Below are 24,484 nucleotides of genomic sequence, written 5' to 3'. Positions count from 1 at the left end.
GGAGAAGGTTGGGTTGGGCGTTTACTCTTCTTCTGATTCGTATTTCTTTATTAATTCTTTCTCGGCAGAAAGAAATTCTTTCAGTCTTCTTTCAATTTGAGTTTTTCTCTCAACCATATCATCAACACTTTGTTGAGCGTGATAAAGCAATTTATCTGCTTTCAATTTTGATTCTTCAACTATTATCTGAGCTTCACGTTGAGCGGCAATTAATATTTTTTTTGTATCATCTTCTTTTGATTTTCCCTTGTCCCCTTCTTTCTGCAGAAGTATTACTTCCGACAGAGCCATACCAAAAAATGCAATAGCTCCAAGCATTATATTTCGAAGAACATATAAGATCATGTTCTCAACAAGAAGATTACTCATTCCAAAATACTCGCTAAATATTGATACGAGTAAAATACTCACAAACACCGAGGCAACTATAACTGCAAATACAACTTTCCCGCCATGATTGTAACCAAGCGTTTTATTTATCAACCAGCCGCATGCAAATGAAAAAACAGAAAGAACAAACCAGACGGAAAAATTCTGATAGCCGGCTTTAAATAGATCTGTGCTTAAAAAGTTGGATGCAAAAATAATAACTGCAAGCAATCCCGGTGTGGCATAATAAATTGGTTTTTTCTCTATCACAGTTTTTTTATAACCTCTTTCATTATCAAAGTCATCTTTGGTTCAGCAGCCATAGCCGCTGCTATAATTTCTTCAACCTTTGCCGGTTTTAAAGCATCCGGAAAACATTCATCAGTTATAATACTTAAACCAAGAACTTTCATGCCCATATGATTAGCTACTATATTTTCCGGAATGGTTGACATTCCAACAACATCGGCTCCAATAGCACGTAAAAATCTATATTCGGCTTTTGTCTCAAGGTTTGGTCCCGGCACGGCAACATAAACACCTTTCTGAACTTTAACTTTATTTTCAAGCGCAACTTGTTCAGCCAACTTTATCAACTCTAAATTATACGGTTCGCTCATATCTGGAAAACGCGGACCTAAATCATTTTCATTTTTTCCGACTAGCGGATTATCACCCAGCAGATTAATATGATCAATCATCAGCATAATATCTCCGCGTTGGTAGATCGGGTTCATTCCTCCGCAAGCATTTGAGACTAATAAATTTTTAACACCAAGAAATTTCATAACACGTACAGGATACGTAATTTGCTGCATCGTGTATCCTTCGTAGAAATGAAATCTACCTTGCATCGCAACAACATTCTTGCCGCCGATCTTTCCAAAGATTAATTTACCTTGATGTGATTCAACAGTAGAAAGGGGAAAATGCGGTAAATCGGAATAATCAATTTCATGTTCAACAGAAATATCTTTAACTAATCCGCCGAGTCCGGTACCAAGTATAATTCCAACTTCATAATTTTTATCTGTCTTCTTTCTGATGACTTCTAATGTTTCATTAATCATTTCAGTAAGAGTGCTCATAAAAGTTTCTCCAAAATATCATCAACATTTATATCGCTTTGTTCTTCTTGATTTGTCTGTTCTTTAGCAATTTCTTTTTTCTTAGGACGTGTATCTATGTTCTGAACATTCATCTCAAGTAAACTTGATTGAGAATCAATCAATGCTTTGATACGGGCAATTAATAATTTTCTTTCTTCGCGGAGTTTCAAAACAGAATCGCGCACAGAATTAGCACTCTCTTTTGCTTTTTCAATTATTTGTGCGGATTTGAGTTCCGCTTCTTTTACCATCAGAGCAGTTTGTTTCTTTGCAGAATCTACAGTTTTAGATGTTGATTCTGTTTGATTCAACATTGCTTGCTGAAGATTTTTTTCAATTCTTTTGAACTCTTTTAATTGTTCTTCCTGGTGATCGAGTTCATTCTTCAGTTTTTCATTTTCATTTTGCAGCTGTTCAAATTCATCCGATAACCGTTCAAGGAAATTATTTACCTCGTCACGGTCGTAACCGCGGACGCTTTTGTTGAACTCTTGATTTTTTATTCCAAACGGGGTGAATTTCATTTTATTCCCGCGTTATTTATAAATTCTATCACCAAAAATTGCAGTTCCAATTCTCAACATGGTAGCTCCTTCTTCAATTGCAATTGTGTAATCGTTTGTCATTCCCATAGAAAGTTCAGAAAGAGCAAATCCATTTTTATTTAGTTTCTCTTTTAGTCTGCGCAATTGAATAAAACAATTTCTGATCACACTCTCATCATCGGTAAACGGCGCCATAGTCATCAAACCAACTAAATTCAAATTAGAACTGTTCTTACAAAACTGAGCTACTTCAAAAATTTCTTTTTCGTTTGCAAATCCAAATTTTGTTGCTTCATCAGAAGTTTTAATTTCAAGAAGAACTTTCTGATTTTTATTTATCTCTTTTGATTTTCTATTTATCTCTTCCGCTAACTTTATCGAATCTACAGCATGAATAAATTCTGCCGCTTTAATAACATATTTAACTTTATTTGTTTGAAGATGACCGATAAAATGCCAGTTAAAATCTCCTGTTATCAGCTCCGATTTATCACGAAGTTCTTGAGCTTTATTTTCTCCTAAGTCATTAATTCCAGCGTTAAGAGCTTCTTTTATCACTTCTATCGGCTGAGTCTTACTCACCGCAATCAGTCTTATTTCAGAACGATTTCTACTACATTTAATGCAAGATTCTGTAATCTCGTCTTCAATTTTTTTAAGATTTTCTGCAATCATTGCTCAAAAATGAGGGTGAAAATGTATCCCTTTGAGTTATAAAAGTCAACGAATAACAATTCTAATATAATGAAAAAGGGGCTAAGCTTTAGCCCCTTTCTTGTTAAGTAGAAACGTATAATAATTGTAAATTTAACTACATCCCGTAGTCGCACCGCAAGTTGTACACTTCAAACAAGTACCGTTACGAACCATGGTCAGACTTTGGCATTCGGGACAGATATCACCAGTGTAACCGCGTTCCCGAGCTTTCATAACACTTTGATGAAGAGTAATAGCATGAGCTTTTTGTTCCGATGGTGTATCACCTGGATAACGATCCACAAGATCTTTAGCATTATCTAATTCGATCATTCTTTCACTAACAATTTCTTCACTTTCAAAATCCGGTTCTACAACAGAGTGGTGATCTATTTTTTTAATTATCTCTGATTCATCAACATGAGCAAGATCATTTCTGCCGAGATATGTAACGGCCAATTCTCTGAAGATAAAATCAATTACAGATGTAGCCATTTTTATTCTGCTGTGACCTGTTAATACTCCGCTTGGTTCGAATCGTGTGAAGACAAAAGCATCAATAAATTCGTCAAGGGGAACACCGTGTTGTAATCCGAGAGAAATCGAAATTGCAAAGCAGTTCAATAAACTTCTGAATGCAGCGCCCTCTTTGTGCATGTCTATAAATACTTCGCCAAGCTGCCCGTTTTCATATTCACCTGTTCTAATGTAAACGGTTTGACCGTTAATTTTTACTTTTTGCGTGTAGCCAGTTCTTCTATCCGGTAATCTTCTTCTCTTAGCAATATATCTGTGAATAATTCTTTCGGCAATCTTGATAATATCATTTTCTTCTTTCTTCTCCATCAAGTCTTCTACTTCTTCATCGGTCATGCTGTTTAGAGGTTGAGAAAGTTTTGAACCGTCTCTATAAAGTGCATTAGCTTTTGTCCCAAGTTTCCATGATTGTAAGTAAGCGTATTTGATATCATCAATACTAGCATTATTAGGAAGATTAATAGTTTTGGATATTGCACCGGAAATAAATGGCTGAGCAGCTGCCATCATATTAATATGTGCATCGGTTTTAATAAAGCGTATTCCTTTTTTCCCGCATTTATTAGCACAATCAAATACAGGATAGTGTTCATGTTTTAAGAAAGGCGAACCTTCAACAGTCATTGTTCCGCAAACGTAATCGTTTGCCGATGCAATTTCTTCTTTTGTAAATCCGAGTTCTGTAAGAAGATCAAAATTGAAATTGTTCATTTGTTCATCGGTAATATTGAGATTAGTTTTCAAAAACTTTTCACCAAGCGTATACTTATTGAATGCAAAACTTAATTCAAATACAGAAGGTAAAATAGTTTCAATCTTATTCAGTACATCATCGCTGAATCCTTTTGCCTTGAGCGATTCATGATTAATATGAGGACATCCGATAAGTGTCCCGGAACCTTTTGCATACTTAATTATTTCACGGCTTTGATCTTCATTATAACCTAATCTCTTTAAAGAAGGAGGAATTGATTGATTAATTATTTTGAAATAACCTCCGCCGGCAAGTTTTTTAAATTTAACGAGAGCAAAATCAGGTTCGATTCCGGTAGTATCGCAATCCATAACTAATCCGATTGTTCCGGTTGGAGCTACTACCGTTACTTGTGCATTTCTGAAGCCGTACTTTTCTCCTAACTCTAAAGCAAGATCAGAATCTTCTCTTGCAGCATTTAATAAATCTGAAGGACAATTTTCCGGATTAATACCAACAGGCAAAATGGATAATCCTTCATACTCATCTTTCTTAACATTATGAGAAGCTCGTTTGTGATTCCGAATAACTCTTAACATAGCCTCTGAATTTTCTTGATAACGCGGAAATGAGCCAAGCTCTTTTGACATTTCTGCTGATGTTGCATAAGCACGCATGTGCATAATTGCTGTGAGCGCTCCGCAGATCGCAGAAGATTCTTTACTATCATAAGGAATACCTTGTCTCATCAATAATGAACCAAGGTTTGCATAACCAAGACCAAGTGTTCTGAACTCGTAACTTTTTTGTGCGATTTCTTTTGAAGGATATTGTGCCATCAAAACACTTATCTCAAGAACAACAGTCCACAATCTTGTTGCATGACGGTAAGCTTCAATATCAAATTTTTGTGTGTCATCATTATAAAATTTTACAAGATTAAGAGATGCAAGATTACATGCGGTATCATCCAAGAACATATATTCGCTGCAAGGATTAGATGCACGAATTGATCCGCTTTCCGGACATGTGTGCCATTCATTTATAGTTGTATCGAACTGAAGTCCAGGATCTGCACTTGCCCATGCTGCATAAGCGATATCATCCCAAAGTTCTTTTGCACCAAGTGTTTTGCAAGGTTTTGGTTCTCTTCCATCTTTTTCTGCTTTTTTCTTTTCTACTCTCCAATACAAATTCCAATTATCATCGTTTAAAACTGCCTGCATAAAACCATTATTCACACGGACTGAATTATTTGAATTTTGTCCCGATACAGTTGTATATGCTTCTGAATTCCAATCTTCATTATAAACCGGGATTTCAATAGATCTAAATCCAAGCTTTGCTAGTTTAATTACGCGATCAATATAATTTTCCGGAACATTTAATTTACGCGCTTCAATGATTGCTTTGCGTAATCTCAAATTTGTTTTTTTACTGAAGCGGTCATTCTCGGGATGTTCATCATAACAAGCTTTAATAATATTGTTAAGGTGTTGATTTAAGATTTTTGAACCTGTTACCAAGGCGGCAACTTTCTGTTCTTCAACTACTTTCCAATTAATAAATTCTTGAATATCAGGATGGTCAATATCGAGAGTAACCATTTTAGCTGCACGGCGAGTTGTACCGCCGGACTTAATTGCACCGGCAGAGCGATCACCAATTTTTAAGAATGACATCAATCCCGAAGATTTTCCACCTCCGCTTAACGGTTCATTTATTCCTCTGAGTTCGGAAAAGTTTGTTCCGGTACCAGAACCGTACTTAAATAAACGTGCTTCACGAACCCACAAATCCATTATGCCGCCTTCATTAACAAGATCGTCTCTGACCGATTGAATAAAACATGCGTGGGGTTGAGGATGTGTATATGCGTCTTCAGAAGAAGTGAGTTTACCAGTTTTGTAATCTACATAATAATGACCTTGAGACGGACCATTAATACCGTAAGCCCAATGTAAACCAGTGTTGAACCATTGCGGAGAGTTAGGAGCGGCAAATTGATTTGTCAACATGTAAACATGTTCATCGTAAAAAGCTTTCGCATCTTCTTCGCTATCAAAATATTTTGCCTTCCATCCCCAATATGTCCATGTTCCTGCAAGACGATAAAAAACTTGTCTTGAATCTGTTTCTGATCCATATCTTTCTTTTTCGGGAAGTTCATCTAGTTTCTTATCTGCAACCGAAGGTTGTAACCATGCAGGGATTCCTTTTTCATCTAATCTACTTAAAAGTTTTGGAACACCTGCTTTGCGAAAATATTTTTGCGCAAGAACATCAGTCGCAACTTGCGACCACTCCTTGGGGACAAACACATCTTCCATTCTAAAAACAATTGAGCCGTCCGGATTTTTTATTTCAGATGTTCTCTTAACAAACTCAATTGATTCAAGAGGATCTTTTCCTACATTAGTGAAAAGACGATTAATCTTCATTCAATACTCCAATCTTAGAAAAGCATATTGAAAAAATTTTCTCTTATAAAAGCGAAAGTAATTTTATTATTTAATTATTTTGAGGAACGATTTTCTTACCTCGTTGAAGGTGAGTTCAACATAACGAAAAAAAAATCTTGAAGCAATCAGTTGAACAATTTTTTAAAAATTATGCAATTGATTAACTTTGCAACTGAGTGCAAAATACTAAATAATTGTTTGAAGTAAATATTGTTTTTTTATTTTATTTTTTTATAAGCAATTTATATCACAAACTATTGAGGAACTCATGAACATCGAACGTTCTGCAGGAATTTTATTACATCCAACTTCACTCCCTGGTAAATTTGGAATTGGCGATCTTGGACCTAGTGCTTATGACTTTGTTGATTTCTTAAAAAGTGCAGGACAAACATTATGGCAAACATTTCCTTTAGGTCCAACAGGATACGGAGATTCACCTTATCAATGTTTTTCGGCTTTTGCAGGTAACCCATTATTAATCAGCTTTGAGTTATTACAAAAAGATCATCTGCTTAGTAACGAAGAACTTTCACACGTTCCTAATTTCGATCCGCATAAGATTGATTTTGGTTCTGTTATCGAATTCAAATACAAAATACTTCGATCAGCTTTTCAAAATTTTAAGAAGAAACAGAAAAAATTTGAAGAAGAATGCGGAACGTTTTGCAAAGCCAACAACTATTGGCTGGATGATTATTCACTTTTCATGGCAGTCAAACAATTTCACAATAGAGTACTTTGGACACAATGGGACAAATCAATTGCGTTCAGAAAAAATATTCCGGAGTGGAAAAATAAACTCAAAGAAGAAATTGAATTCCAAAAATTTCTACAATTCATTTTTAATAAACAGTGGACAGACATTCGAGAATATGCAAATAAATATGGAATAAAAATTATCGGGGATCTTCCAATTTTCATTGCGTACGACAGCGCAGATCTTTGGGCGAACAAAGAACTATTTACCGTTCACAAAGACGGTTCATTAGAATTTGTTGCCGGAGTACCGCCAGATTATTTTAGCACTACAGGACAACTGTGGGGTAATCCTCTTTACAAATGGAAAGTAATGGAGAAAGATAATTTTGCATGGTGGCGTAAACGAATTTCAAAATTGCTGGAGATGGTTGATATAATTAGAATAGACCACTTCCGCGGCTTTGATGCATATTGGGAAATTCCAGGGAATGCAAAAACTGCAATTAAAGGACGCTGGGTAAAGGCGCCGGGTGAAAAATTATTTAATTCCATAAAGAAAGCATTGGGTGATTTACCAATTATAGCCGAAGATTTGGGAGTTATAACTGATTCTGTTGAAGCTTTGCGTGATCAATTTAATTTTCCAGGAATAAAAATTTTGCAATTCGGTTTAGGAGAACATGGCGATAGGAAATTTCAACCGCATAATCATATTAAGAATTGTGTCGTTCATACCGGTTCTCACGATAATGAAACAACTCGCGGATTTTTAGAATCCGAAAGAAAGAAACATTCCGGCATTTATGAGTGGGCGCAAAAATATTTTAATTATTATGGCGATAACATGACCTATGAATTAATCCGAGCTGCTTACAATTCAGTTGCAAATATATGTGTTATACCAATGCAGGATATGTTGAATTTAGATAATTCAGCTCGAATGAATCTGCCAAGTACCGTTGGTGGAAATTGGACGTGGCGTTTTACTTGGGATCAAGTTCACGAATCATTGGCAAGTAATTATAAAGAAATGGCTATTATGTATGAGCGTCCGCCATTGAAAAAAAATGAAAATGCAAAGATTAAAGTAGCTGAAGAATAGTTTTCAACCTGTAGTGGTCGCAATTTTGCGACCACTACTAAAATTATTTTGCTAATTCTTTTTCAATTGCAGTTGTTAATTCATCGCTTTCAGGTTTTACTTTACTTCTAAAACGATTAACAACATTACCGTCTTTCCCAATCAAAAATTTCTCGAAGTTCCATTTAACATCTCCTTTCTCCGTAACATTATTATTAATAAGCCGTGCATAAAGCGGAGATCTTTCATCACCAAGAACTTTTATTTTATCAAACAACTTGAAAGTAATATCGTATTTAGTTGAGCAAAATTCTTTTATCTCTTCGTTCGTTCCGGGTTCTTGTCCTCCGAAATCATTACATGGAAATGCAAGAATTTCAAAACCTTTGTCTTTGTATTTATTATAGATTGCTTCCAAACCTGTGTACTGAGGGGTATAACCGCATTTGCTGGCAACATTAACAATTAATAAAACTTTCCCTTTATAATCAGAAAGTTTCACTTCCTTGCCATTCATATCTTTCACTACTATATCTTTAATATTATTTGTCAAAGATTCACCTTCCTTATTTTTTGCATATGAATTAAATGATATTCCCAGTAAGAATAATAGATATGATATATATCTAAATGCTTTCATTGCTTTCCTTTCTTTGTTTAATTGTAAAACTAATTTTGAGGAGTTTTAGTTCAAATGATGGGTAAAAAGTAGTGACAACTTGAGAGTTGCCACTACGTAAAAAATTAATCAGCAGCTGTTTGCATAAAATTTAGATCTTTAGAGAGCCACGGAAACCCCTGACGGCATAGTAGGATTCTGCTCCGTTGTGATATACAAAGACAGTGTCGTAGCGGCGATCACAAAAGATGGCCCCACCAAGTTTTCTAATATCCGTAGGTGTTTTCACCCAGCTCGATGTTTTCAAATCGAAGTTTCCAAGTTTCTGTAGCTCTCGATATTGTTCTTCTGTTAAAAGCTCAATGCCAATGGCAGTAGCCAAATCAATAGCGTTATTTTTCGGTTTATGTTCTTTCCTTGACTCAAGCGCTTCACGGTCGTAACAAAGACTTCTACGGCCATTAGGACTTTCCGCTGAACAATCATAAAAAATGTATTCGTCTGTTTTTTTATCATGACCAACAACATCCGGCTCACCACCAGTTCTTTCCATTTCAAAAAGGGTTTGAAGTTTTTCGGAATTAGCTTCCAGTCTTGCTTGTACTTTAACCCATTCAAGACCTTTATGACGATTCATGTTTTTCTCAAAACGAGTTTTCAATACTCGGAGTAGTTCTTTATGTTGTTTTGCTGACAACTCTTTTTTAGTGCTATTTATTTTGTTCATACTTGTTTATTATCTCCATTACTTTTGTGTTCTAATAACGGCGTTGCAACTAAAACGCCACCCAGAACAACAATAACGGTTTTGTGAGCGCAACTATTTTTTAATAAATCAGTTTTGTATTGCTAATTAACTTTACACAACAGACTAATTCTGAAAAGCAAAACCCGAGGCGACTCAATTAGACCGCATCGAAGAAGCGGTCGTTGTTGAGGCGCGTGTTATAAAATTATTTTAATATTGTTTTGAATAATTCACCCAAATAACCATATAGTAAATTGATTAAGTAAAGTAAAAGAGCAACAAAAGTAGAACTTATAACAGCTTTTATTAGCCAATGAAGACCTTTTGTATCTCTAAATTTTATATTAGGATAATAATGATTAAGTAGACGAAGAATAAGAGGATTTGCATAAGTCCAAATGTTTGAGAACAATATAAATGCTAGAATAAAAGTCACAATGAAAGAATATTCAATACTAAGCGATGGAGAGATTTTAAGTGCTGCCCATAAACTCAAGACAAATCCAATGAATACTCCCACAATTTGAACAATAAAGTTGATCCATTTATTTCGGATTAGATAATTTTTATTACTGTATTTATTAATCGTTTCAAACAAATTACTAAACGCAGCATCTACCCATTCTTTATGGTCAGCTTGAACAGTAAGAGAACTATTACTTTGATCATTATAATCCAACCTTAGATCAATACATTTTCCAAATTGACGGTTAGAAGAACGACTTTCAAATGAATCTATAATAAAAACAAGTCGCTCAATTTTAATAGCTTCCTTAAAATATTTTACTAAAGTTTCATAATCATACAATAGAAATCCTTTGTTGTCAAAACGAATTATATAACTCTGCACTAGACCTATTTTTATACTTTCTTCATCTTTTGGTAATGATATATTGTGAATATTGACTATATCCTTTATTGTGTCATTAATATTTTCAACAAATGATTCATTAACATTCACATTTCTTATGTATTGATCTCGAAGAAACTTGCTCATTTTATAACCTTTAATTAATTGTATAACTATTACTTATACTGAATGAAATTAATTGCCTCTTCGGTTTTCCGGTTGTATTGATTTGTGCGGTGATTAATTTCTAGTTGATCTAAGACTTTGATGTTAGTATCAAATATATCGGTTAAGATAGGATTGAAACTATTGGAAAATGTTTTACCCGCCATACATTTCGCCATGCAATAATGATAAATACTTTTCTTTATGAATTTAAAGTAAGGTATGGCGGATTAATGTGCAATAAGAATTGTCAAATATCTGTGGCACAGATTACGAATCTGTGCCGCAATAAATTCTAATCAGCAGCTAAGCATGCAATCGCGGCAGTGTTAACAATATCATCTACACTGCAGCCGCGGCTTAGATCGAAGAACGGTTTTTTCAATCCTTGATTTATTGGACCAATAGCTTCTGCTTTCCCAAGTCGTTGAGCAATTTTGTAACCTATGTTGCCGGAATTCAAATCCGGAAATATTAAAACATTTGCTCGTCCGGCAACAGAACTTCCGGGAGCTTTTTTCTTTCCAATTCCATCAACTATTGCAGCATCAAATTGAAGTTCGCCATCAACTTTTAAGTCGGGACGTTTTTGCTGAACGAGTTTTGTTGCTTCGCGGATTTTATCAACTAATTCGTGCTCAGCGCTTCCTTTTGTTGAAAATGAAAGCATTGCTATGTAAGGTTCTTCACCGGTTAATTTTTTATGGTTCTCTGCTGTAGAGACTGCAATATCTGCAAGCTGATTTGAATCAGGATTTGGATTTACTGCGCAATCAGCAAAACTGTAAACAACATCCGGAAAAACCATTAAGAAAAAACTTGAGACAATAGAAATACCTTCTTTCATTCCGACACAAAAAATTGAAGCTCGCATAACATCAGCAGTTGTAGCAAAAGAACCCGAGACGCTTCCATCAGCCATTCCTTCGCGAACCATCATTGCCCCAAAGAAAATATCGCGACGCATTGTTTCTCGGGCTTGTTCAATTGTTACTCCTTTATGCTTTCGTAAATTGAAAAAATAATTTGTGAAGTCGCTTAACTTATCAGCTTTGTCGGGATCAATAATTCTTATTCCCTGAAGATCAACCCCGATTTTTTTTGCATCTTTTCTAATTCTATCTTCGTTACCGAGCGTAATTATAGAAGCAACTTTTCCTTTCGTTAAAATTTCTGCGGCTCTTAAAACTCTTTCATCATGCGATTCCGGAAGAACTATAGTCTTTTTTCTTTGTGCGGCTTTTGTTCTAATTTGATTTAAAAATTCAATTTCAGCCATTATCTTATTCCAATATTGTTGAAAGTTTCATTACAAATATATGGAATTTCAGTCACACGGATTCGGTTAACAAATAAGTTTTTTAGCTCTAATAAATCAAATTGGATTTCTCTTAAGAAATTGGAATATTGTATGAGCAATTAAAAGATTGTTGTTATGCAGTTAAGCGAAATACAAATAAAGAAAATTAAAGCTATAGTTCTCATTACACTTTCTGTTTGTCTAATAGTTTATCTCTCATATTTATATGCAAATATTTTAGCAATTCTTGTTTTATCTATTCTTCTTACAATGATCATTAACCCGGTCGTCGATTTTCTAGAAAAAGGACGAATAAATAGAACTGTTTCTGTTTTGATAGTTTTTATATCTGTTTGTGCATTAATCTTTAGCGGGGTTTCCTTTTTAATGCCCAAGATTGTAAATCAATTAAATAATCTTGGAGGAACATTATCACAAGAAAATTTAGAACTTGTAATCGGAAAATTTGAAAAAACATTGAAACATTCTTTCCCATTTCTAAACTCTGTAAACTTCGTTCAGAAAGTTACAAGTTTTTTCCAAAATATAATTTTCAGCTGGGTTAATAATATCAACGAGATCTTTTACAGCATTGTTTCCATTATTGCAATTTTAGTTATCGTACCGTTCATGTCATTCTTTTTACTTAAAGATAATAAACGGTTAATGCGCGGCATTATAAACATTATGCCTAACAAATACTTTGAGGTTTCTTACTCAGTTGTGAGAAAAATATCTTATCAACTCGGAAGATTCGTTCGCGGTTGGATATTTGATGCATCAGTTGTTGGTATTTTAACCGGCTTAGGATTAACCATACTGGGGATTAACAACGCTATTTCGATCGGCTTTATTGCCGGCATAGGACATCTAATTCCATACTTCGGCCCGATAATTGGCGGCATTCCTGCAATTATTATTTCGATAATTCAATTTGGTGATTTCTCAATGATACCAAGTATTCTTTTTATGTTCGCATGTATATATTTAATTGATAACGGTTTTATTCAGCCAAATGTTTTTTCTAAAAGTACCGATATGCATCCGCTTGTAATAATTTTATTAATCCTTATTGGAAGCGAAACACTTGGCGTTTTCGGGATGCTTCTTGCAGTTCCAACTGCAACTGTTGTAAAAACTGCAGCCCGGGAAATCTATCTTGGTTATAAGAATTATCAGATCATACGCGTTTGAAATAACTACTATCCCTTCTAAAAAGTAATAATCCTGTGAATTGAATCTCAAACAAACTTTGGATAGTTTGTTACCAAAATTAGGGAAAGAAATGGAAATTCAATTTATCGGTGCTGCACAAACTGTAACTGGTTCAATGCACCACATCAAAACTAAACAAGCAAATTTTTTACTTGATTGCGGTCTTTATCAAGGCAAAAGAAAAGATGCTTTTGAAATAAACAGATCATTTAATTTCTTCAATCCGGCAGATATTGATTTTGTTATCCTCTCTCATGCCCATATTGATCATGCAGGAAACTTACCAACACTTTTTAAAAATGGTTTTCACGGAAAAATATATTCAACATTTGCAACGCGCGATCTCTCCGTTGTTATGCTTCAAGACAGCGCACACATCCAGGAAAAAGATGTTGAATTTGTAAACAAAAAAAGAAAGCGTCTAGGGAAAAAACTTTTTGAACCGCTTTATGTCCCAGACGATGCCGTAAAAGCATTAGAACTATTTGTTGGATTAAATTATCATCAAGAGTACGAAATTGTCCCCGGCATTACACTTAAGTTTTATGATGCCGGACATATTCTTGGTTCAACAATTGTTACGCTTACAATTAAAGAAGATGAAAATATTATTAACCTTGCATTTTCCGGTGATCTTGGGAGACCGAATCTTCCAATTCTAAAAGACCCGGAAAATATTCCAAGTGTTGATTATTTTATTTGTGAAAGCACTTATGGCGGAAAACTTCATGAGAGCGCAACAAATTCTGAAGGCGCCTTAGCAGCTGTAATTTCTAAAGCAATAACAAATAAATCTAAAATTATTATTCCGGCATTTAGCGTTGGAAGAACTCAAGAAATTGTTTATTCATTGCATAAAATTTTTGAGAATGGTAAAGCAGAAAGAATTCCCGTTTATGTAGACAGCCCGCTCGCTGTAAATGCAACTTCCGTTTTTCGTCTTCATCCCGAATGTTTTGATTCTGAAACTGCCGAGTTTCTTCTGAAGCATGAAGATCCGTTTGGATTTAATCGGCTTACTTACATAACAAGCGTTGAAGAATCAAAAAGACTCAATGATGTTGCCGGTCCATGTATTATAATGTCTAGCTCGGGTATGTGCGAAGCAGGGCGTATCTTACATCATCTTGTTAACAACATTGAAAATCCTAATAATATTATTTTAATGGTTGGATATTGTGCAGAAAATACGCTTGGAAGAAAACTTATTGATGGTGAAAAGAGGGTCAATATATTGGGAGATGAGTATAATGTTAATGCTGAAGTGATCGTAATGCAATCTTTCAGCGCTCATGCGGATGCCAACGAGTTAATTGATTATACATCAAAGCTTGATAAAAATATGATGAAGAATATTTTTCTCGTACATGGAGAAATTGATCAACAAGAGATTTACAAAAATCATCTAGAAGCGATTGGATTTAAAAATATAATCATACCTGAACGAGGATATGCTGTTAAGATTTAAATTAATAAATCTCTCTTTACTATTTATATTATTCTTAAGCTGCAGTCGGGAGAGTTTGATAGAACCCATTGATGACGGAAAACCTCCGGCAATTCCAACCGATCTGCAAATCTTTGGCGCGCAGGATGGTGAAATTGGTATTGATTGGCACAAAAATTCTGAGAGCAATATTGCAGGATATAAAATTTACCGGAGTATTAATAAACCGTATAATTTCATTTTCATAACACAGGTAAATGATAATTATTTTATTGATAACCATTTAGAATATGATTCAACTTATTATTATAAGATCAGTGTTATCAATTCATTTGGTCATGAAAGTCCAATGACGGATTTTGTTTATGCAAAACCTATTAATATCTACGCACCATTATCTCCGAGTAATGTTAGAATTAATGGGCGCAATTGGTCAACGGTTCCAACAATCCTTCTTTATTGGGATCCTCCTTTGGACACTGATATTAAAGGATACAATATTTATAGAAGTACAACTGAATCATTCGAACCTGATACAACTCATTTTTTAGATTTTACTCAGCTTACATCTTATTCCGATACTAAAAACATTCTAACTCTGACAAAATATTATTATAAAGTTAAAGCTGTAGACAAAGGATTCTTAAAAAGTCCTCCAACTTTTGTAATAAGCGATGTAGTATTGAATTCACCAGCACTTATATTCCCTTCGAATAATTCTATTATTAATAAGTTAACAGAATTTCGATTCAAATCAGTTTCTCTGCCGGCTAAATATAAATTGGTAATTCAATCCAATGAGGTTTATGGAACAGTTCAAGAATTTAATTTCACTTCGGAATTATTAGATCAAGAATTAAAAGCTGATGTTTCGAATGTGCAACTTGAATCTTCAAAGACTTATACTTGGCGTGTATTTACTTATACTTCAAATGAAATAGATCCGAACAGTTTTAGCGGAAGTTTTACATTCACTTATATTCCACACTAAATAGAATACTTACTTGAAAAAATTATTCCAAATATTTTCTATTCTGCTTTTTTACAACTCTTTTCTTTTTGCTCAATTAGGAAAAGACAGTTTGAGTTTTTCTAAATTGAATTTCAGCGATAAACAAATTATCAATAATTTCGATAAACAACTCAACACTTTTAATTACAGCACATTACTTAAATATTTTCTCGGTTCGGATAAATTATTTTTCGGTATAAAAGAAAACTTCAACTCAACTGTTACTAAATCTTCTACCAAAAACATTAAGGACGAACAATTCCTTTGGGTTTTAGGACAGTACGATCTATCGGAAAAGTTTAAGATGGGAATGATGATCAACAATAATTTTTATACTGATGATCGAGATTTAGCAATAAATAAAACATCTCTTCTTACTACAACGGTATTTACAAAATTTGTTCCTATTAATAATATCGTATTAACTCCGTTCGCCGGATTTTCACAAAACAATCAAATAGGTGAAACGAATAACGGACTTATATATGGCTCGGAATTTAATATTGATAAGTACAACTTCGGAGATTTTGATTTATCATCCCTTATGAAATTTCAAAACGAAGATATTTCTCCAAGAAAAAATTACCTGCGTTTAATAAATTTTGATCTCAATAGTACGTTTGAAGAAAGCTTTCACAACTCAATATCAGCAGATTATTCACAACAGAGAAAAGATTTTTACTTTACAGCAGATCCTTTAAGTGCGGCCCAATTTAATATTACGAATAACATTCAGAGCAGAATAGAATCCAATTACTCAATTCAGGACAGGATAAAATTCACACCCGCAAACTCTCCGCTTTCATTCGACATTCAGGGTCGAATAGCATGGCGCAGGATTGACCGGAACACGCGCTACATATCATTCACCAATGTTGCAAACACAAATTATGATACACGCATTGAAGAATCGCGTATTGATTTTGCATCTTCAGCGGATTATTTAACAGACGATATTAATTTATCATTCCGTTTTACATTCTCTGAGAGAGATGAGAAACATCTGCCGATGGCTACTGAAGGATTAAATAACATTATTATTGATGAGCGAAATGAAATTGAACAACAAAAAAATAATACTTCACAGTTTGCAAATATTTCACTACTAAGTAAAATATATTTATCCCGTAACGATAAAATTACTTTCAGCATTTTCCATAGAAAATTGATGTACGATACTCCCAGCATTCTTAATTATGATGACCGGGATGAGCTTTTATCAATCGGCAGAATACTATTTGAGAAAGAATTCAATCCCTACTTTAGAATTTTTGTTAATCTCGAAGGAAGCTTAAATAAATTAGTGTATATTTTTGCACAGCGTAGTTCTAATAACAATAACAAGAGAACTCTAAAATTTTCTTCAGGCGGTGCATTTACAACCGGAAATTTTTCATCATCAAACTCCGCTGAAGTATCGGCAAATTACACAGTCTTCGATTATGAAGAACTCAATCCTAACTTTAGGAGTTACTCATTCCGCCAATTTGTGTTTAGAGATTCTTCCGATTATAAATTGAGCCGTAAGCTTAGATTATTTTTTTCCGGTTACTTAAAATTATCAGAGCAGGGCGATTTTAAGTGGTCAAGTTTTTCTAGTAAACCATTACGTTATTTAAGCGAACAGTATGCTGATCCAAAAATTTATTATGAGTTTCAGTCGCTTAGCATCGGATTAGGCATTCGTTACTTTTCATTAGAGACATTTAATTATAATAAAGGAATTGAAAAAATTAAAATCTCCGATTATAGAAGCATTGGACCACTTGCTGAAATTAGCTACGTGGTTGGTGAAAGGATTAATCTTAAAATTTATGGCTGGTATGAATTTATAAAATCCGAAGATAATACGAACCGCGAAATGGCAAATATGAGTATTAAGCTTAATTATAAAATTTAGAAATATTTTTAATCATTAAGATTTACTATTGTAAGAATGAACAAGTAATTATATTTTTCGACATAACTGATTGAATTAATTGCGGAGAAAACTTGCAGGAAATAATTTTCGAGAAAGAAATCCAGAGCGATCCTGATCTTTTGCCTGAACTTGAAGAGTTAATAATTAAATTGGCAAAAAAATATAATCTAACTGACGAAAAATTAAACAGCTTAGCACTTTCTTTTTCCGAAGCTGCATCCAATAGTATTGTTCATGGAAATAAACTCGATGTTAACAAAAAAGTAAAAATCACTATCAAAGTTGATAAAGATAAAATGACCGTTATCATAAAAGATGAAGGAAAAGGTTTTAATTTAGATTCCGTACCAGATCCCACCAAACCGGAAAATATTTTAAAGGATAACGGAAGAGGAATACACATCATGCGTTCTTTTCTGAACGGTCTCAGATATAATTTTACTCCTACCGGTACAGAAGCAATTCTAGAAATTAAATTAAAGTAATACCATCGGTATTTTTAACTCATTTTTGTTTAATGAAAATTGAACTCAATCTTCATATATTTTGTCTGTCTATCTATTTAATTATTTCAATTGGAGAATAATATGGGAAGAAAAAAAATTGCTTTAATCGGCGGCGGACAGATTGGCGGAGTACTTGTACAATTAATCGCTCAAAAACAATTAGGTGATGTTGTTTTGTTTGATACCGTTGAAGACCTTCCGCAAGGAAAAACACTTGATATTGTTGAAGCTTCAAGAGTTGATTTGTTTGATGTTAATCTTAGAGGAACGAATGATTACAAAGATATTGAAGGATCTGATCTTGTGATTATCACCGCAGGACTTCCAAGAAAACCCGGCATGAGCCGAGATGATCTTCTTGTAACGAATGCTAAAATTATGAAGACTGTTGCCGAGAATGTAAAACAATATGCACCTAATGCAATTGTAATTGTAATTTCAAATCCTCTTGATGCAATGGTAACACTATTCCAAAAAATTACGGGATTCCCAACAAAACGCGTTATCGGTCAAGCCGGTGTTCTTGATTCATCACGCTTTGCAACTTTCATTGCTTGGGAACTTGGTGTGTCTGTTAAAGATGTTAATGCAATGGTGATGGGCGGACATGGCGATACAATGGTTCCAATCGTTCGTTATGCTAATGTAAACGGTATTCCGGTTATGGAATTGTTAGAAAGAAAATACAATGACAAAACCAAAGCAAAAGAAGTTATGGATGCAATGGTTAACAGAACAAAGATGGCTGGCGGCGAAGTTGTAAAATTATTGAAGACCGGTTCAGCTTTCTATTCTCCCGCTTCTTCTGCAATTGCTATGACTGAAGCCATCTTATATGATGAAAAAAGAATTCTTCCGACTTGTGCATTCTTAAACGGCGAGTTCGGAGTTAAAGGATATTATGTTGGCGTGCCGACTGTGCTTGGAGCTAACGGAGTTGAGAGAATTATCGAATTCAAACTTGATGCTGAAGAACAAGCTGCTCTTGATAATTCTGTTAAGGCTGTTAAAGAATTAGTTGAAGCTATGACAAGACTCGGTTTCTAAAATTATTTCAATATTTGAATAAATAAAAACCCCGGCTTTTGTCGGGGTTTTTATTTTCTGAATATAAAAAATTCTTATGCTGTTGCTTCGTAAACGCTGATGAATTGTCTATCGTTCTTTTTTCTTTCGAATTTAACAACTCCATTAACAGTAGCAAACAATGAATGATCACCGGCTAACTTTACATTCTTACCGGGATGAAAGTTTGTCCCTTTTTGTCTAACAAGGATTGAACCTGCAGTAACTTTTTCTCCGCCGAAAGCTTTTACACCAAGATATTGCGGATTACTATCACGACCGTTACGAGATGAACCTTGACCTTTTTTATGTGCCATTGAAAAATCCTCCGCTACTAAGAAATCTTAGTAACTTCTATTCTAGTTAATAGTTGTCTGTGTCCGTTCTTTCTTCTATAAGAAATTCTTCTTTTCTTTTTGAACACAATTACTTTTTCATCTTTAAGATGTTCTAAAACTTTTGCTTGAACCTTTGCACCTTTAATATTTGGTGTGCCAACTTTAGTAGATTTATCATCACCTAACATCAATACAGAATCAAAGGTAACCTCCGCATTAGGTTCAGCATCTAAGCGCGGGACGTAATACTTATTGTTTTCCAGTACCTTAAATTGCTGCCCAGCTATATCAACAACTGCAAACATTCTTCCTCCAAACACTCAATTTTTGAGCCGTAAATATAAGCTAAACCACTTATTGATGTCAATAAATTGATGAATTAAATTCTACGATAGGATTATATGAAAAAAGTTTTGTTTTCGGTCTATTTATTAATGAATTGTAATTATCATTTCTTCAAACGAAAAGAAAACTCACTTCCTTTTCCCAAATTACTTACCAACTCAATCTTTGAACCATGCGCATCAACTATATGTTTAACAATGGCTAATCCTAATCCCGTTCCGCCCATCTCTCTGGATCTGTCTTTATCAACTCTATAGAATCTTTCAAATATCCTATCAATATCATTACCGGAAATTCCAATTCCAGTATCACGGACAAAAATTCTTCCGTGATTTTCTTCTTCAATAACACCAACATCAACTTTTCCTATTTCTGTATATTTTAATGCATTCTGAATCAGATTAGTCATCACTTGTCTGAGCCGCTGCTTATCTCCAAACAATTGAAGTGTGTGATTAAACTGAACAAGATTTAATTCAAGATTTTTCTTAACTGCATTTGGTTTTTGGTCGTGAATTATTCCTTCTAAAAATTCGTGAACATTGAAATAACGAAAACTCATAAGCATCTGTCCGGATTCTATCATCGAAATGTTAATCAAATCATTAAGAAGGTTATTTAGATTGATTGTATGCTGATTAGCTTTCTGTAGAAATGATTTGTTCACATTCTCATCGTTGATTGCGCCATCGAGTAATGTTTCTATGTATCCTTGAATTGCAAAAATCGGAGTGCGTAGTTCGTGAGAAACATTTCCCAGGAATTCAGTTCTTACCTGCTCTAATCTTTTTAGATTGGTTATATCGTTCTGAGTCCTTAAAAACATTGATTTGATTCCGTCTTCCAATTCTTTTAAGTCGTTTCCTAATTGAATTTCATCAGCCGAATGAAAACTATTTGTTCGGATCATTTCAATTACGTTTTTTATCGCGATCAGTTCATCATTTCTATTCTTACTTATGAATAGAATTAATAGAAAATCTAAGATTGCAAAGAATAAAATTGTTTCGAGTAGTTGAATTACGGTTAAGCTGAATAAAAAAGAAAACAAAATTATTAGAATTGTTGTGACAGAAAAAACTGACGGGATTATTCTTTTTGCGGAGAAAAAATATTTTTTGAGATTACTCATCACTTTTAAACCGGTATCCAACGCCTTTTATTGTTTCAATCAAATCTGCGTAATCGCCGAGTTTCTCTCTTATCTTTCTAACATGAACATCAATAGTTCTTTCTACAACAAAAATTTCAGAACCCCAAATATCACTCAGTATTTTGTCCCTATGAAAAACTTTACCTGGATGCGATGCCAGATAAGCGAGTATTTCAAATTCTTTTTTCGGAAATACAATTTGTTTCCCAGCAAGTGAAACTGAATATTTTTCTTTATTAATAGTTAAGGGGCCGGCATTTATTTCTGCGGCATTACTTATTTCAGTCTGAGAGGTTTCTAATTTGCGAAGGTTAGATTTTACACGAGCTGTTAATTTCTTTGGAGAGATTGGTTTCTGAATAAAATCATCTGCGCCGATATTCAGTCCGAGTACTTCATCTTGTTCACTTGCTTTAGCGGTTAGAAAAATAATTGGCGTGTTTTTAAATTCCTCCATGCTTCTGATTTTAGAGCATACTTCGTAACCGTCCATCTTAGGCATCATAACATCTAATATAATCAAATCTGGTTTTTGAGAAATTTTTTCCAGTGCTTCCTTACCATTAAAGGCAGTGATTACCTTAAATCCCTCTTGGACCAAGTTATATTGAAGAAATTCTACAATATCTTTTTCATCATCAACTAAAAGAATCTTTGTCTGCATAATTTTTAAAGATTTATTTCCTTCTTAAGCTTTGCCGATTTATAAAGTGCTTCCAATAAAATCATCAAAGAAACTGCATCGTCTCCGGTTGAAATAACCGGAGTATTTTCGCGAACAACGCCGATAAAATGTTTTAATTCATTTTCATAAGATTTCTTAAATAGGTTTGTTTGATTAGATTGATTTGAAACTGTATAATCAATATGGCTTGATTCCATTCGCTTATATGCACGTAAGGGATTAAGATGAGCAGTGCCCTCGGTACCAAATGCTGCAAGATGAAATTTATCCCATTCCGAATGTAACCCCCAACTTACTTCAAAACTTATAACACGATCGTCATCGAAACGGATCAATCCGATTGCGGAATCTTCTACATCTTTTGTATTGTGATTAAATTTTTGGACGGAAACACTTTTCATCTTTTTATCATTCAAAATCCAGAGCGCCAAATCAAGAATTAAAATACCAAGATCAATTATTACGCCGCCGCCGGATTGGCTCTTATTAATAAACCATTTTTGCTCGTTGCTTTGTTTTCTTAACCACCCGCAGCGGATATAACAAATATCTCCCAGTTCACCGCTATTTACTAAACTTTTCATTAACATAGCATCCGGACGATAACGTAAGTTCATTCCAACCATTACTTGTTTTTTATATTTTTTTGATGCTGCATTTATTTGTTTTGCTTCCTCAACACTTCTTGCAATCGGTTTTTCTATCAAGATATGTTTGTTTGCTTTTAAACAATCTAATGCTATTTCTAGATGTGTATTTGTTGGAGTTGCAATTATAACAGCTTCGATTTCCTCTTTATCAAGCATCTCTTTATGGTCAGTATAGCGTTTTTCAATTTTGAATATATCACCAACTGAATTAAGTTGATTCTTATTTCTATCAGCCACAGCTGAAATTTGAACATTCATCAATTTTGATAATATTGGCAAATGTACTAGCTGAGCGATTCCGCCAAGACCGATAACGGCAACTTTTGTTTTTTCCATTAAGCTACCACACCATGATTTATTTTTGTATTGAGAAATTTTTTAATTTTTTCAACAATACCATCCGGATCTATACCAATCTGCTTGTGCAATTCTTCTTGAGTTCCATGATCAACAAATTTATCGGGTAGTCCAATTCTTAAAATATCATTCTTTAAATTTCTCTCGGCTAGATATTCCAGCACACCGGTTCCAAATCCGCCTATAATTGTACTTTCTTCAAGCGTAACGATTTTTTCAAATCGAGTAACTACATCATGCAACATATCAACATCAAGAGGTTTAATGAACCGCATATTAATTATTTCGCAACGAATACCTTCTGCCAATAATTTCTCAGAAGATTTTTTTGCATACTCAACCATATTTCCAACTGCAAGTAGAGCAACATCTTGCCCGTTAACCAATCTTTCAGCTTTACCAATCGGGATTTCAGTAAATCCATTTTTTACTGGAACTCCGAGCGCCGAACCACGCGGATAACGAATTGCAATTGGTCCTTTCTCATAATTAACAGCAGTGAAAAGCATATCGCGGAGCTCTGCTTCATCTTTCGGCGCCATGATGACAATGTTTGGTATCAAACGCAGATAAGTTAGATCAAATGCACCGTGGTGGGTCGGTCCATCAGCACCGACTAATCCTGCTCTATCTAAAACAAAAACCACATGTAGTTTTTGTAACGCAACATCGTGAATCATTTGATCGAATGCACGTTGAAGAAAAGTAGAATAAATAGCAACCACAGGAATAATTCCTTGTGTTGCCATTCCAGCAGCAAAAGTTACAGCGTGTTCTTCTGCAATTCCGACGTCAAAATATCTTTCAGGCATTTCTTTCTGAAAAATATCAAGTCCTGTTCCATCGGGCATAGCAGCAGTTATTCCAATCACTTTAGGATTTTGTTTTGCAATTTCTACTAATGCATTACCAAATATTGTTGTGTATGCCGGAGTTCCGCCTGCTTTCTTGATTGACTCGCCTGTTACCTTATCAAATGGAGTCGCCGCATGTAAACGCTGGACATGATTCTCTGCCGGTTTATAACCTTTTCCTTTTTCACTTGTTGCATGAACAAGAATTGGTCCGTTTAGATTTTTTATCTGTTCAAAAATTTTAATTAGTTGTTCCAGACTATGTCCGTTTACCGGTCCGAAATATCTAAATCCCAAAGCTTCGAACAACATACCAGGCGTGATCATAGATTTAATTCCGGATTCGACTCGTGCAGTTACTCTTCTAATTCTGTCGCCAAAGTTGTCAAGTTTTCCTGTTAGATCCCAGATCGCACCTTTGAATCTATTGTAATCCGGATGAGCGATCATCTCGCTGAAATAATTTGAGAGTTGCCAAACATTTGGAGCTATTGACATGTTGTTATCATTCAACACAACAATTAAATTACTTTTAATTAAACCAGAATTATTCATTGCTTCGTAAGCCATTCCACCGGTCATTGCACCATCACCGATTACGGCAATAATTTTTTTATTTGTCTTCTGAATGTCACGTGCAACAGCCATTCCAAGAGCGGCCGATATTGATGTTGAAGCATGCCCGGCTCCAAATGCATCGTATTCGCTTTCGGTTCGTTTTAGAAATCCGCTAATCCCGTTTAGTCTTCGAATTGTTTTTAATTGGTCTCTTCTTCCGGTTATTATTTTATGCGGATAAGCTTGATGTCCTGTATCCCAAACGATTAAATCATTTGGTGTATCAAATACTTTATGAAGCGCAACTGTAAGTTCAACTGTTCCAAGTCCGCCGCCGAAGTGTCCGCCAATTTGCGAAATTACATCCACCATATATTCGCGGATTTCTACACAAAGTGTTTTAAGATCATTTATGGACAATGTTTTTACATCTGCAGGTGAATTAACCTTAAAAAGAACTTTGTATTTCGATTCATCTACCATTAATAATATCCTATCATT

The 24,484-nt window shown here is 34.4% G+C and carries 22 protein-coding genes; 7 read left to right on the top strand and 15 right to left on the bottom strand.

The genetic code is table 11. From position 1 onward, the window contains the following. Positions 1 to 21: 21 nt before the first annotated feature. From NTZ27_00820 to NTZ27_00800, 5 genes are all read right to left on the bottom strand, one after another. Positions 22 to 639 (bottom strand): hypothetical protein, encoded by a 618-nt coding sequence (locus NTZ27_00820; protein ID MCX6173284.1) that lies wholly within the window; start codon positions 637 to 639, stop codon positions 22 to 24. Next, the gene (locus NTZ27_00815; GenBank protein ID MCX6173283.1) at positions 636 to 1,457 is read right to left on the bottom strand and encodes a purine-nucleoside phosphorylase; all 822 of its coding nucleotides are present in this window, start codon (positions 1,455 to 1,457) and stop codon (positions 636 to 638) included. Before NTZ27_00815 ends, NTZ27_00820 begins: the two co-directional genes overlap by 4 nt. Further along, positions 1,454 to 2,002, bottom strand: a complete 549-nt coding sequence (locus NTZ27_00810) for a DivIVA domain-containing protein (protein MCX6173282.1) — start codon at positions 2,000 to 2,002, stop codon at positions 1,454 to 1,456. Before NTZ27_00810 ends, NTZ27_00815 begins: the two co-directional genes overlap by 4 nt. Positions 2,003 to 2,014: 12 nt before the next feature. After that, positions 2,015 to 2,698, bottom strand: a complete 684-nt coding sequence (locus NTZ27_00805) for a YggS family pyridoxal phosphate-dependent enzyme (GenBank protein MCX6173281.1) — start codon at positions 2,696 to 2,698, stop codon at positions 2,015 to 2,017. 132 nt (positions 2,699 to 2,830) lie between these two features. After that, entirely contained in the window at positions 2,831 to 6,391 is a 3,561-nt protein-coding gene (locus tag NTZ27_00800; GenBank protein ID MCX6173280.1) for a vitamin B12-dependent ribonucleotide reductase, read from the bottom strand. 289 nt (positions 6,392 to 6,680) lie between these two features. On the opposite strand from NTZ27_00800, the gene malQ reads away from it, so the two are divergent. Further along, a complete protein-coding gene (malQ, locus tag NTZ27_00795) occupies positions 6,681 to 8,216 on the top strand; it encodes a 4-alpha-glucanotransferase (protein MCX6173279.1) in 1,536 nt (511 codons plus the stop codon). A gap of 43 nt (positions 8,217 to 8,259) precedes the next feature. On the opposite strand, the gene NTZ27_00790 is transcribed toward malQ, so the two are convergent. From NTZ27_00790 to pta, 4 genes are all read right to left on the bottom strand, one after another. Continuing rightward, entirely contained in the window at positions 8,260 to 8,835 is a 576-nt protein-coding gene (locus tag NTZ27_00790) for a glutathione peroxidase (GenBank protein ID MCX6173278.1), read from the bottom strand. A 130-nt stretch (positions 8,836 to 8,965) separates the two neighbouring features. Then, positions 8,966 to 9,541: a DUF4256 domain-containing protein gene (locus tag NTZ27_00785; GenBank protein ID MCX6173277.1), complete on the bottom strand. Its 576-nt coding sequence runs from the start codon at positions 9,539 to 9,541 to the stop codon at positions 8,966 to 8,968. Between the two features lie 226 nt (positions 9,542 to 9,767). Next, on the bottom strand, positions 9,768 to 10,559 hold the full coding sequence (locus tag NTZ27_00780) for a hypothetical protein (GenBank protein MCX6173276.1): 792 nt from the start codon (positions 10,557 to 10,559) through the stop codon (positions 9,768 to 9,770). Between the two features lie 313 nt (positions 10,560 to 10,872). After that, positions 10,873 to 11,856, bottom strand: coding sequence for a phosphate acetyltransferase (pta, locus tag NTZ27_00775; GenBank protein ID MCX6173275.1), 984 nt, complete (start codon positions 11,854 to 11,856; stop codon positions 10,873 to 10,875). 156 nt (positions 11,857 to 12,012) lie between these two features. Between pta and NTZ27_00770 the strand changes: the two genes are divergently transcribed. The 6 genes from NTZ27_00770 (at position 12,013) to mdh (ending at position 19,025) form a co-directional block, all read left to right on the top strand. Continuing rightward, complete coding sequence (locus tag NTZ27_00770; GenBank protein MCX6173274.1) at positions 12,013 to 13,071, top strand: AI-2E family transporter; 1,059 nt, start codon at positions 12,013 to 12,015, stop codon at positions 13,069 to 13,071. A gap of 91 nt (positions 13,072 to 13,162) precedes the next feature. After that, a complete protein-coding gene (locus NTZ27_00765) occupies positions 13,163 to 14,560 on the top strand; it encodes an MBL fold metallo-hydrolase (GenBank protein MCX6173273.1) in 1,398 nt (465 codons plus the stop codon). Between the two features lie 55 nt (positions 14,561 to 14,615). Then, a complete protein-coding gene (locus NTZ27_00760; protein MCX6173272.1) occupies positions 14,616 to 15,530 on the top strand; it encodes a hypothetical protein in 915 nt (304 codons plus the stop codon). A 13-nt stretch (positions 15,531 to 15,543) separates the two neighbouring features. Then, positions 15,544 to 17,451 carry a hypothetical protein gene (locus NTZ27_00755; GenBank protein MCX6173271.1) on the top strand — a complete coding sequence of 636 codons (1,908 nt, stop codon included), beginning with the start codon at positions 15,544 to 15,546 and terminating at the stop codon, positions 17,449 to 17,451. 92 nt (positions 17,452 to 17,543) lie between these two features. Next, positions 17,544 to 17,957, top strand: a complete 414-nt coding sequence (locus NTZ27_00750) for an ATP-binding protein (GenBank protein MCX6173270.1) — start codon at positions 17,544 to 17,546, stop codon at positions 17,955 to 17,957. A 102-nt stretch (positions 17,958 to 18,059) separates the two neighbouring features. After that, on the top strand, positions 18,060 to 19,025 hold the full coding sequence (gene mdh, locus NTZ27_00745) for a malate dehydrogenase (GenBank protein ID MCX6173269.1): 966 nt from the start codon (positions 18,060 to 18,062) through the stop codon (positions 19,023 to 19,025). Between the two features lie 74 nt (positions 19,026 to 19,099). Here mdh and rpmA read toward each other — a convergent pair whose 3' ends face one another. From rpmA to dxs, 6 genes are all read right to left on the bottom strand, one after another. Continuing rightward, complete coding sequence (gene rpmA, locus NTZ27_00740) at positions 19,100 to 19,360, bottom strand: 50S ribosomal protein L27 (GenBank protein MCX6173268.1); 261 nt, start codon at positions 19,358 to 19,360, stop codon at positions 19,100 to 19,102. A 17-nt stretch (positions 19,361 to 19,377) separates the two neighbouring features. Beyond that, on the bottom strand, positions 19,378 to 19,686 hold the full coding sequence (gene rplU, locus NTZ27_00735) for a 50S ribosomal protein L21 (GenBank protein ID MCX6173267.1): 309 nt from the start codon (positions 19,684 to 19,686) through the stop codon (positions 19,378 to 19,380). Between the two features lie 143 nt (positions 19,687 to 19,829). Next, entirely contained in the window at positions 19,830 to 20,858 is a 1,029-nt protein-coding gene (locus NTZ27_00730; GenBank protein MCX6173266.1) for an ATP-binding protein, read from the bottom strand. Next, positions 20,851 to 21,543 carry a response regulator transcription factor gene (locus NTZ27_00725; protein ID MCX6173265.1) on the bottom strand — a complete coding sequence of 231 codons (693 nt, stop codon included), beginning with the start codon at positions 21,541 to 21,543 and terminating at the stop codon, positions 20,851 to 20,853. Before NTZ27_00725 ends, NTZ27_00730 begins: the two co-directional genes overlap by 8 nt. A gap of 5 nt (positions 21,544 to 21,548) precedes the next feature. Then, positions 21,549 to 22,550 (bottom strand): Gfo/Idh/MocA family oxidoreductase, encoded by a 1,002-nt coding sequence (locus NTZ27_00720; protein ID MCX6173264.1) that lies wholly within the window; start codon positions 22,548 to 22,550, stop codon positions 21,549 to 21,551. Further along, entirely contained in the window at positions 22,550 to 24,466 is a 1,917-nt protein-coding gene (gene dxs / locus NTZ27_00715; GenBank protein MCX6173263.1) for a 1-deoxy-D-xylulose-5-phosphate synthase, read from the bottom strand. Before dxs ends, NTZ27_00720 begins: the two co-directional genes overlap by 1 nt. Positions 24,467 to 24,484 lie beyond the last annotated feature (18 nt).

The organism is Ignavibacteriales bacterium (assembly GCA_026390775.1).
Classification (GTDB): domain Bacteria; phylum Bacteroidota; class Ignavibacteria; order Ignavibacteriales; family Melioribacteraceae; genus Fen-1258.
This window is presented reverse-complemented; position numbering and strand designations above follow the sequence as displayed.